Origin of the sequence: Mycobacterium sherrisii (assembly GCF_002102355.1) — a bacterium.
GTDB lineage: Bacteria > Actinomycetota > Actinomycetes > Mycobacteriales > Mycobacteriaceae > Mycobacterium > Mycobacterium sherrisii.
Genome location: NZ_LQPT01000087.1, coordinates 1 through 9,579 on the forward strand (window position 1 = coordinate 1; position 9,579 = coordinate 9,579).

8 protein-coding genes and 1 pseudogene are annotated in these 9,579 nt (G+C 62.2%); 7 read left to right on the top strand and 2 right to left on the bottom strand.

Annotated elements, in window-relative coordinates; genetic code table 11:
• The first annotated feature begins 257 nt into the window (after window positions 1-257).
• Window positions 258-1,844, top strand: a complete 1,587-nt coding sequence (locus AWC25_RS17695) for a GMC family oxidoreductase (protein WP_276048808.1) — start codon at window positions 258-260, stop codon at window positions 1,842-1,844.
• A 140-nt stretch (window positions 1,845-1,984) separates the two neighbouring features.
• On the opposite strand, the gene AWC25_RS17700 is transcribed toward AWC25_RS17695, so the two are convergent.
• On the bottom strand, window positions 1,985-2,404 hold the full coding sequence (locus tag AWC25_RS17700; RefSeq protein ID WP_198166755.1) for a DUF3455 domain-containing protein: 420 nt from the start codon (window positions 2,402-2,404) through the stop codon (window positions 1,985-1,987).
• Between the two features lie 803 nt (window positions 2,405-3,207).
• The gene (locus AWC25_RS17710) at window positions 3,208-4,293 is read right to left on the bottom strand and encodes a cytochrome P450 family protein (RefSeq protein WP_142278914.1); all 1,086 of its coding nucleotides are present in this window, start codon (window positions 4,291-4,293) and stop codon (window positions 3,208-3,210) included.
• A gap of 691 nt (window positions 4,294-4,984) precedes the next feature.
• Here AWC25_RS17710 and AWC25_RS17715 point away from each other — a divergent pair.
• The 6 genes and pseudogenes from AWC25_RS17715 to AWC25_RS17740 form a co-directional block, all read left to right on the top strand.
• The gene (locus AWC25_RS17715) at window positions 4,985-5,224 is read left to right on the top strand and encodes a hypothetical protein (protein WP_069402941.1); all 240 of its coding nucleotides are present in this window, start codon (window positions 4,985-4,987) and stop codon (window positions 5,222-5,224) included.
• A 293-nt stretch (window positions 5,225-5,517) separates the two neighbouring features.
• Window positions 5,518-6,249: a hypothetical protein gene (locus tag AWC25_RS17720; protein WP_069402940.1), complete on the top strand. Its 732-nt coding sequence runs from the start codon at window positions 5,518-5,520 to the stop codon at window positions 6,247-6,249.
• Window positions 6,250-6,350: 101 nt separating this feature from the next.
• Entirely contained in the window at window positions 6,351-6,977 is a 627-nt protein-coding gene (locus AWC25_RS17725) for an RES domain-containing protein (protein ID WP_158089761.1), read from the top strand.
• Window positions 6,978-7,403: 426 nt separating this feature from the next.
• On the top strand, window positions 7,404-8,522 hold the full coding sequence (locus AWC25_RS17730; protein ID WP_085167191.1) for a tyrosine-type recombinase/integrase: 1,119 nt from the start codon (window positions 7,404-7,406) through the stop codon (window positions 8,520-8,522).
• Window positions 8,515-8,877, top strand: coding sequence for a helix-turn-helix domain-containing protein (locus AWC25_RS17735; RefSeq protein WP_085167190.1), 363 nt, complete (start codon window positions 8,515-8,517; stop codon window positions 8,875-8,877). The genes AWC25_RS17730 and AWC25_RS17735 overlap by 8 nt, the downstream gene beginning before the upstream one ends.
• Window positions 8,855-9,373: pseudogene (locus tag AWC25_RS17740) on the top strand (Fis family transcriptional regulator); the annotation flags it as partial. The gene AWC25_RS17735 and the pseudogene AWC25_RS17740, both read left to right, overlap by 23 nt.
• Window positions 9,374-9,579: the final 206 nt, after the last annotated feature.

The window sequence follows — 9,579 nt, forward strand, 5'->3', positions numbered from 1 at the left end:
GCGATGACCTTCATCCACTCGGCTACGACACGCCGGTCACCAGAATCAGGTCCGACTCGTACACCACCTTGGTGGACGCAACCCGCCCGCTGGGATCTGCTAGAGCACCCGACATCGCCGTCTCCACGGCAACAATACGAGAGGGCAACGGCAAAAGTTCATGCTCGCACGGTGTGGACCGGCAATGCACGCGCCGCGTCAAGAATCGTGCGCGGGGACGCAAACATGTGTTGCGACCTCGGCGGACGCTCGATCGCATGCTGGTCGACAACAAGTTGCGGGGGATCACGGCAAACGAGGTCGCCCCCGCATACGATTTCGTCGTTTGCGGTTGTGGCTCTGCGGGATCGGTGGTCGCCGCGCGGCTCGCCAGTGATCCCGAGGCGACCGTGCTCGTGCTGGAGGCGGGCGGTACCGCCGATGACCCAGCCGTCACCGACCCGGCCCAATGGCCTCTGAATCTCGGAAGCGACCGGGACTGGGGATTCAACTCCGAGCCGAACGTCCATCTCAACGGACGGAGAGTCCCCCTGAATATGGGCAAGGTTCTCGGCGGTGGGTCGAGCATCAACGTAATGGCGTGGGCGCGCGGGCACGAGAGCGACTGGAACCACTTTGCCGCCGAGGCCGGCGACTGCGCCTGGAATTACGAGTCCGTGCTTGAAATCTACCGTCGCGTCGAAGATTGGCAGGGAATGCCGGATCCCTATCGCCGCGGCGTCGGCGGCCCGGTCTTCGTCGAGCCCGCCCGCGACGCCAGTCCGATCGCACACGCTGTCATCGATGGTGCTCAGTCGGTCGGGATCCCGATCTACGACAGCCACAATGGCGCAATGATGGAGCGAGCGGGAGGTGCCTCCATCCTCGACGTGCGCATCCGTAACGGGATCCGTCAATCCATCTTCGGTTCCTACGTCGAACCACGTTTGCACCAGCCCAATCTGACGGTCATCACCGGCGCCATGGTGTGCAGACTGATCTTCAGCGGTAACCGGGCCACCGGTGTGGAGTTCACGCACGCCGGGTCCATCCATCGCGTCTTCGTGACTCGAGAAGTAGTTGTGTCCCTTGGTGCCATCAACACACCCAAACTCCTGATGCAGTCGGGTCTGGGCGATGCTGACGCCTTGCGAAGGTGGGGCATTCCGGTCGTCGGGCACCTCCCGGGTGTGGGCCAAAACTTTCAGGATCACCCTCGTATCGACTGTGTCTGGGAATATTCCACTCCGATCGAGCTACGCAACAACGGCGCCGAAGTCACGGTCTTTTGGCACAGCGAACCCGAATCCCAGGAGCCCGATTTACAGATCTGTGTCGGGGAGTTTCCGCTGGCGAGTACCGAGAATGTCGTCAGATACGGTCTGCCAGAACATGGATGGACGATGTGCGCCGGGGTCTTGCGGCCCCGCAGCCGTGGTCGCGTCCGCATAGCGGGGCCCAACCCAGCCGACCCAGTGCTCATCGAAGCCAACATGCTTGCCGACAGCGATGACATGCGCGCCGCCGTCGCCAGCGTGCAACTGTGCCGTGAGATCGGTAATTCGGCGCCGCTCCGTCCGTTCACCGCTCGGGAGGTGATGCCGGGGGATCTGTGCGGCGACGCCCTCGAGAACTTCATTCGCAATGGGGCCAGCAGCTATTGGCACCAGACGGGCACGGCGAAGATGGGCCGCGACGACATGGCAGTGGTCGACGGGGCACTGAAGGTCTACGGGACCGAGGGGCTTCGGATCGCCGACGGGTCCATCATGCCGCGCATCACCAGCGGCAACACAATGGCGCCGTGCGTCATCATCGGTGAGCGGCTTGGCGACATTCTCAAAGCCGAACATGGACTGAGTTGAGTTGACGTCCGTAACGGGAGCCTGGACCGCCCGGGTATGCACCGCGTTTCGACTCGACGGAGATGCAGGGGTAAAAGTCCCCGCCTTCGTGCCGGCGTGCGAGGCGACCGCTAGCAGGTAGGGTGATCACCGCGCAAAGCTCAACCCGCGGTATAGAAAAGATAGGACGCGGAATATGGGATCCCGATCCAGGCGCCGTTGGTGCAGCCGCCGGGTGGCGCCATCCCACCGGTGGTGGCCAGGCGCTGAACGTAGGTGATCGCGCCGAACCGCCCGGAACCATGATTCTCGGTGGCCTTCAAGAGCAGCTCAGGTATCGCATCGTCGTGAGTGACGACGGCGTGAGGAACCGGCGCTGCGGCGACCTCACTACCATCGATCGTCGAAATCCACACCGGGCCTTGGGAATGCACAGCTATGGGGCTGCCATTATCGGTGATGATCGCCGCCGGCTGTACCAGCGTCCACGCACCGTCAGTGCAGCGGTAGATCTGCTGCCCGCGACCGGCAAACGAACCAGCGAGTTGGTTGCCCGCCGGCACCTTGACTGGGTCGGGCACCCGAACCTGCGGTCTGGCTGTGGTCGTGCTCGAGGCGGGTACGGGCCGGTGTGTTGACGCGCACGCGGCAACGACCGCTGTGACTCCGACCGCGACGCATATCGTCCAGCTACGATTCATCGATCCTTAACTCCTCGTGTTTGTCCGACAGGCGAGTGGCGCGGCCCGGGGATCCGTGCGGACTCGGTCGACGCCGGCAAAAGCCTGCTTGCCGCGGCGCGTGTATCGGACGTCTTCGCACGGTTGATTCGCATCAAAAGATTGACGCGGTGCTGGTGACTTGGCCGGCGACCAGTGCCGTGTCAGAAGGCCAATCGTCGTACGCATCCGCCGCTGCAAGCCGGATGCTGTGGTGCGATTGTGCGCTAACGGCCAACATGTTTGAGGCCCAGACATCGGCTAGTAGGTCCCCAAGTTCCAACTGCTGGTTGTGGTTGGCGGTGTCACCGATGACCCCGGCGAGCATGAAGTGCGCGACGAGGATGCGATTCGGTCGATTCGGCAGGCTCGAATGCGTTTAACGCTCCCACATGCTTTCCCACAAACCCAGTATATGGCGGACCCAGATATCCTGCGCCGCAACACTTTATCCGCAGATAGTGCGAGTCATCGGCGGCCGTGACAGAAGTCCTTTGGGACGGAACGCGTCTTTGGCAGGGGAGCGGAAGACTTCATTACGGTCGGCTACTACCGCACTCACGGCAGCGGGCGCGGCGGCCGTGACTGGACTGTGTGTCGCGCGGTGCTGAACTGAAACTGGCGACCGGCGCGGCAGCTACGGCAATACCCGCCCGCGGTCTAACTTAATGCCAGCGCAACGGCAAACTCGACAGCCGGACCGCCGCATCGAGGATAACCGGCGGCACGGACTCAGCATCTAACCCGAACGCGGGGATAGTGTTCAACCATTCGCTGACCAACACAGTCAACGCTGTTTTCGCCAGACTGACGGCCACACAGCGGTGCGGGCCTCCGCCGAAGGCCCAGTAGTCCGCCCGCGATCCGTGGCCGTCCGCCATGTCTTCTTGGATGGCTGCTCCTACGCACAGCACGACCCGGGCCCCTGCCGGTATCTCGACACCCGCCACGGTGACGCTCTGGGCGGCTCTGCGGATAATCACCGGGGCCGGCGGCTCGCGGCGCAGCACGCCTTCGACGAATCCCCCAATCCCGGTGGGGTTTTCGCGGAGCGAAGCGCATAGCCGCGGGTCGCGGGCAAGGTCAAGAAACACGAAACCCACCGCGCTCCTAAACGGCGTAAAGCCCGCGGCGATCAGCATCTCAACTACCGCGGACGCGTCATCGTCGTCGAACCCATCGTCACCGGCAACCAACCGGGACATAACACCGGCAATATCGGGGCTGGCACGACGCTGCGCGAAAGCCCGCGCCAAATAGGCGAGCATCTCAACTTTTTGCTCCAAATCCTCCCTTTTGACTGCGGCCAGAGGCGCCCGCTGGATTGCCCAAAGCGCTTTCTCCCAGCGCAGCAACCTATCCGAGTCTTGTGGCGGCAACCCCAACACTGTGAGAAGAACTTGAGCCGCAAATGGCTCCGCAACATCGGCGATCACCTCACAACTACCCTGCGGGGTGATCGCTTCGACCAACGCTGCGGCCTGATCTTGCAACGCGGGCTGCATCTGTTTCACCGCGGGGGAATTCAATAACGGCTGCAAGAGTGCGCGCCAGCGTGCATGGTCCGGCCGATCCAAAACAGGGTTAAGCGCAAACACTTCCGGGTTGCGCAGCGCTGCGAGCACGTCATCGGCCCGCGTGAGGCAATAGCCATTCATAAACGCGCTGTCCTCGATAAACACGACCCGCCCGCGCTTGCGCAGCGCGTCCCAAAGCTCGTTGCGATCTTCGGTGAAGAAATCAGGCAGCAACTTGCCACCGATCGCTGAGAGGTGATCTATCCCAGGCCGAACCTGCGCCGGCACACTCACACATCGCCGAAGTACTCGCGGATCTGGTCGAACTCATCCAACAGGTACAGCCGCTCCCGCGCACGCCCCGCAAGGCAACGCGGCGCGCGCAACCGCACTCCCGGACAGCACAACCGACTCACCAGCCTTCAACGCACGCTCGAACTGACACATCCGGGCTTCAATGCGCCACCGGTCCCACGACGCCTGCCTGGTGTCGATCAGCCGTTGCCGCACACCGTTCGTGGTCGACAGCCGGCGCGGCATCAGGCGCCCCTTCCGCGCGCCAGCGGATATTCGACGCACGGGGCCCCTGCACGCCGACCATCATACCGACGCCTCGGGAACGTTGATCCACGCCAAGCGTTCATAGAACCACGTTGCAAGCTGGCGTACTTTACCGGTAACCGTGCATGTTCGATTCCGTCGTATTCGAGCGTGCCAGCACCGGTCTCATGCCGTCAGAATCGCCGAGTGGCCAGCGCAATGACGAGCGTCATCGCGGAGACGGGCGCTTCGCATGGTCCGTTGTTCCCAGAGCGGGGAGGTTGTGCTCCGACCGTTAGGGAACGTTGCTGCAACGTTGATCTCGCACTCTTACCGTGGCGATAGGAGATAACGCCTAGTGGCGACCATAATCCTGGGGGTTCATATGACGACCGCAATCGGCGCGCATGAGGCAATCGAGAAAGATGCGAACGACGCGAACGATCTTCTTTTGGCGGTCACGGCAATTAACGCATTTGCACCCGTGCGGGGCACCGTTCGTGTCGGCAAAGCGGGCTGGCGCCTCACGGAAAAAGAGATTGTGGGCGCGTCGATGACGGTGATTTTGGTGTCGCTCATGGTGGTGATTAGCGTCGCCGTGGGCACGGCCCTGACGATGAGTTAGCGCCCGGAGATCACTGATCCGGACAACCCGCACGCATGGCGAGTTGCTGTTCGACGGTTACATATGGGCAGCTTCAGCTCGTGCGTCACAGGGGACCCAAGCCCCTTGGCCGGGGCATCCGTTCGCCATGCCACAGCGTTGCGTGCGACACAACCGGTTGGTGCAAGTGCGGCGGTGGCTTTGCCGGCTCGGCGGCCGCGATCGCTTTTCGAGGCGGTGGCCACGAAGGCACGGTGTTCTCGAAGTCAGTGTAGCGAGCTGACGGTATAGGCGGCAGGTGCTACAATTGCTACATGATGCCAGACTACGATATCGCCGAGGTGGACGATGGACTAGAGATCCGTGGCGTCACCCGACGGGAACTCACCGAGGCGCTTCAGCTCCTCAATCTCTTCGGAGGAACCGAGGGCCAATACAAGGCAATCGGCCTCACTGCCTATGACTGGTTTCTGCGGCAAGTTCGCAACGCTGTTGTGCATGACCCGCAGGGTGGTGCCCACGTCCGTGAGTTCCTTGAACTGTTCAACGCTATCCGCACGCTGCAGGCCGAGCATGTTGAAGCGTCCCGCGAAGGGCTTCTTCGGGCGCTGATGGGCCATGGTGTTAGCCTGACGCCCGCCGCGACCCTGTCGCAGGCGAAGCGTTTGGCCACCCACCGCAACGCGCTGCTCGCGACGCCTTTTCACACCTACACATCACTGAGTGAGCAGCGCGGGTCGTCGGAGTCCAACACCAGAACGTGGGTGGCGCGACGCCGTCAAGTGCACAAACTATTCACCGTCGACCATGATGGCAGGACATTGATACCGGCGTTTCAATTCGACGAGCACGGCAAGCTGCGCACCGAGTTGGCCCCGATCCTGGCAGCACTTGCCGAAGGGGGAGTGCGGGACTGGTCCTTATGGACGTGGCTGACCAGCCCGACTAGTTTTCTCTCCGGCGAGGTACCAGAGCGCGTCGCAACGACTGATCCAGCGCGTGCGCTGCGCGCAGCCCAGCGCTTTGCCGCGGGTGCGGCCGCCTAGAACGTCGGCTCGACGTGAGCGCTACGCCCCCGCCACATGATCTGGTGTGCCCTCACTCGGCCGGATGCGGCGTAGTCGCGGCGTTGCCCAGATTGAATACGGTGGCCCTCGACACGGGCCAGCTACTCTACCGCGTGTACGACGGTAAGTGGGGCTATGACGAATTCAATGCAGGCTGGGGTGACACCCGATTCGCACCGATCGACGACCCGATCACCGGAAAGCGGTTGTCACACATGTATCTCGGCGCGTCCCCTACAGGAGTGCTGCTCGAGTCAGTCTTTCACGACGTGCACCAGTTGGGCAGCATGATCGCCTACGACGCGCATCTGCACGAGAAGCTGTTGGCGCATATTGAGGTGCCGGCCGATGCCATGCTGGGTGACCTTCGCGATCCGGAGCTGACGCGGCTGAATCTCACGCGCAGCCAATTGATCTCGAGTCCAGCCGAGCACTATCCGTGCACCCGGCGCCTGGCCATCACAGCGCTTGCGCAGAATCACGATCCGCCGCTCCAGGGACTGATCTGGCATTCCCGTCAAGCCGAGTTGACCAAGAAGCCGCCCGAAGAAGTAATTATCCTGTTCGGGGAAAGGTACCCGTCGAAGCGGGGTTCCTGGCAGCGATCCGGACCGGGTTCGCAGAACCTCTACGAAGGGCCAGGGCGACTACTCGTCGATGAGATCGCCGAAGAATTGCGTGCGCTGATCGAGACGGATAGGGCATAGGCGCGGTCTGGCGTGACTGCGGTAGGCAGCACCCTCTAGGGGTACTTCTACTTGACATAATGTCGCTTATCGGCACCCAACTGTTGCGAGTTGCATCAGATGAAAGTGCTCGCACCCGTTGACGATTGGCCCATCTGCGCACTTCGCGGCGCTGTTCCGACGCCTCCAGCCCCGAACGAACCGCTACGGTAGTTGTGTGGAGGCCGAGGCTGGCGTATCTTTCAATCACTTAGTGAATGATTCGGGTGTTAGGTGAAATCTTGAGCGAGCCCCGACCGCTCGGCGCCATAGCCGGCAGCCCACTACCCATCCCTCCCTGCGCCAGTCCGCCTGCAATACGTCACTGTGACGAATTATATGGGGGCGCTGGGCTTTTGAAGCTACGGGTCTGGTCGATCGTCAGCCTGATCTCGGATGGTTGCCGACATGGCTGACGAGTTGCCGGGTTTCATTCCGCAGGTTTTGAGGCTCGACGACGTCTCGCTGCTCCGAGCTGACGAGACGGTGCTCAATGCGATGTTTGACGGCTGGCGTGCTCAGATGCTCGCGCGCGGCTTGGCCAACGACACTATCAAGGGTCGGTGCGGCGTCGTTTCGCGATTTGTCGAATTCACCAACGAGTATCCGTGGCGGTGGCGTCCACTTGATGTTGACCAATTCCTAGCGGACCTGAGGTCGCAAGAGAAACCGATCGAGTTGTCGACATTGCGCTCATATAGCAATGCGATCTCGATGTTCTGCTCTTACGTCAGCGATAGTCGATACGGTTGGGTTGCGTTTTGCGAGAAGCAATTCGGTGACGTTCCGTCGCAAATCTGCTTTGAATGGAACACCCCGCAGCACACCACCGATGATGCGGTCTCGCCCAAACGGCGAGCGTTCACGAAAACCGAGCTGCAACATATGTTTGATGTCATCGACGACTTCGTCGACGACGCACATCGCACCGGTTCGAAGCGTTGGTTGACCGCGCTGCGCGATTCGATCGCATTCAAGATCGGCTATGCATATGGGCTTCGGCGCCGAGAGCTGGTCATGCTTGATCTGACCGACTTCGGGCCGAATCCGCATGTGCCCGCCTACGGCAACTACGGTGCACTGACGGTGCGCTGGGCCAAAGGAACCAAGGGCTCGGGTCCACGCCGGCGAACAGTGCTGACGTCGCCCGAATTCGGCTGGGCCGTCGAACTTCTGCAGTACTGGTGCGACGAAGGCCGACAGCTGTTCAGCACTGCCGAGCGCTCCCCCGCGTTGTGGCCTAGCGAGCGCGGCGGACGATTGACGATCAGCGCTCTAGGCCGGTCCTTTGCCGCATTTCGGCAGCGAGCGGGTCTGCCGCCGGAACTGAGCCTGCACGCGCTGCGCCATTCCTTCACCACTCATCTGATCGAGGCCGGCTACGACCCGTTGTTCGTCCAGCAGCAGCTCGGGCACTCGTTCGCATCCACGACATCGCTCTACACATCGGTGGGTTCGGACTTCAAGCAGAGAGTGGTTCAACAGATGATCGCGCGACGACTCCGAATGGGAGACGCCGATGGCTGAACAGCGCCGCATCGGCTTTCACTGGCATCTGCGCCGGGTCATGGCGGCTCACAACCTGTGGAAGTCCACCGAGCTGCGGCCTCTGCTGCGCTCACGCGGCATCAACCTCTCTGACGCGCAGGTCTACCGCCTGGTTACCGGTGAACCCCAACGTATTCCGTCACGGACCTTCGCCGCGCTCTGCGACATCTTCGACTGCACACCCAACGAACTGTTCGAGCCTTACGTCGAGATGCAAGCAGCCGCGTCAGCAAACGCGCCAAGCGCACGCGATCTAGGTGTAAAGCCGGGGAACCCGGTAGCCAAGCGAATTCGAATCGTCCAGGACGACGGTGGCACGCCCCCGCAAACCTGAAGATCCGCAGCGCTGGCCGATCGCGTGCGCCCGGTGCAGAAGCCACTACGAGCCGGTCGCCAACTGGCCTGATGGATCGATCTGTGGATACTGCTACCAAGCAGCTAAACGAACGACCGGCATCTGCTCCTGCGGGCACGAAGGCGTGCTGCCCGGCATCATCGATGACCGGCCCGCCTGCCGGCGGTGTAGTGGCGTCCGGCTCAACGTCGATTGCGTCGGATGCGGCGCCGAAGCTGAACTCTACAGCGGCGGACGATGCCAGCGCTGCGTGCTCGAAGAGACCGCCCAGTGGTTACTCACTAACCACGAGACCGGCCTGATCGCACCGCAACTGCAAATCATCATCGACGCGCTCACCGCGATGCAGCGCCCCAACAGTGGTCTCGTGTGGATCCGCCAGTCTCACGTTCAGTCGGTTCTGCGCGAGCTGGCTCGCCACCCGACACTCACCCACGAGGTCCTGGACCAGCTGCCGGACGGACGGACAACTAACTGTTGCGGGTCATGAGGTTGTAGACGCCGACACGGGTTGAGGTGTTCGGGGGACGGGTTCTTCGGCGGCAGGATGAGAAATCGCCAAACCCCTCGTCCTGACTACCGAAGGAACCCGTCCGTGACCCACGGTAATGCCCCGTTGTCCGTTGAAGGCCGTCGTCGACTCGTGGCCCGTTGCGCTGATCGTCCGATCGCTCACGTGGC

Bases quoted from the DNA above. Each gene is read 5' to 3' on its own strand.
- AWC25_RS17695 (WP_276048808.1), top strand. From the start codon at position 258: ATGCTGGTCGACAACAAGTTGCGGGGGATCACGGCAAACGAGGTCGCC.
- AWC25_RS17715 (WP_069402941.1), top strand. From the start codon at position 4,985: ATGACGACCGCAATCGGCGCGCATGAGGCAATCGAGAAAGATGCGAAC.
- AWC25_RS17720 (WP_069402940.1), top strand. From the start codon at position 5,518: ATGATGCCAGACTACGATATCGCCGAGGTGGACGATGGACTAGAGATC.
- AWC25_RS17730 (WP_085167191.1), top strand. From the start codon at position 7,404: ATGGCTGACGAGTTGCCGGGTTTCATTCCGCAGGTTTTGAGGCTCGAC.
- AWC25_RS17735 (WP_085167190.1), top strand. From the start codon at position 8,515: ATGGCTGAACAGCGCCGCATCGGCTTTCACTGGCATCTGCGCCGGGTC.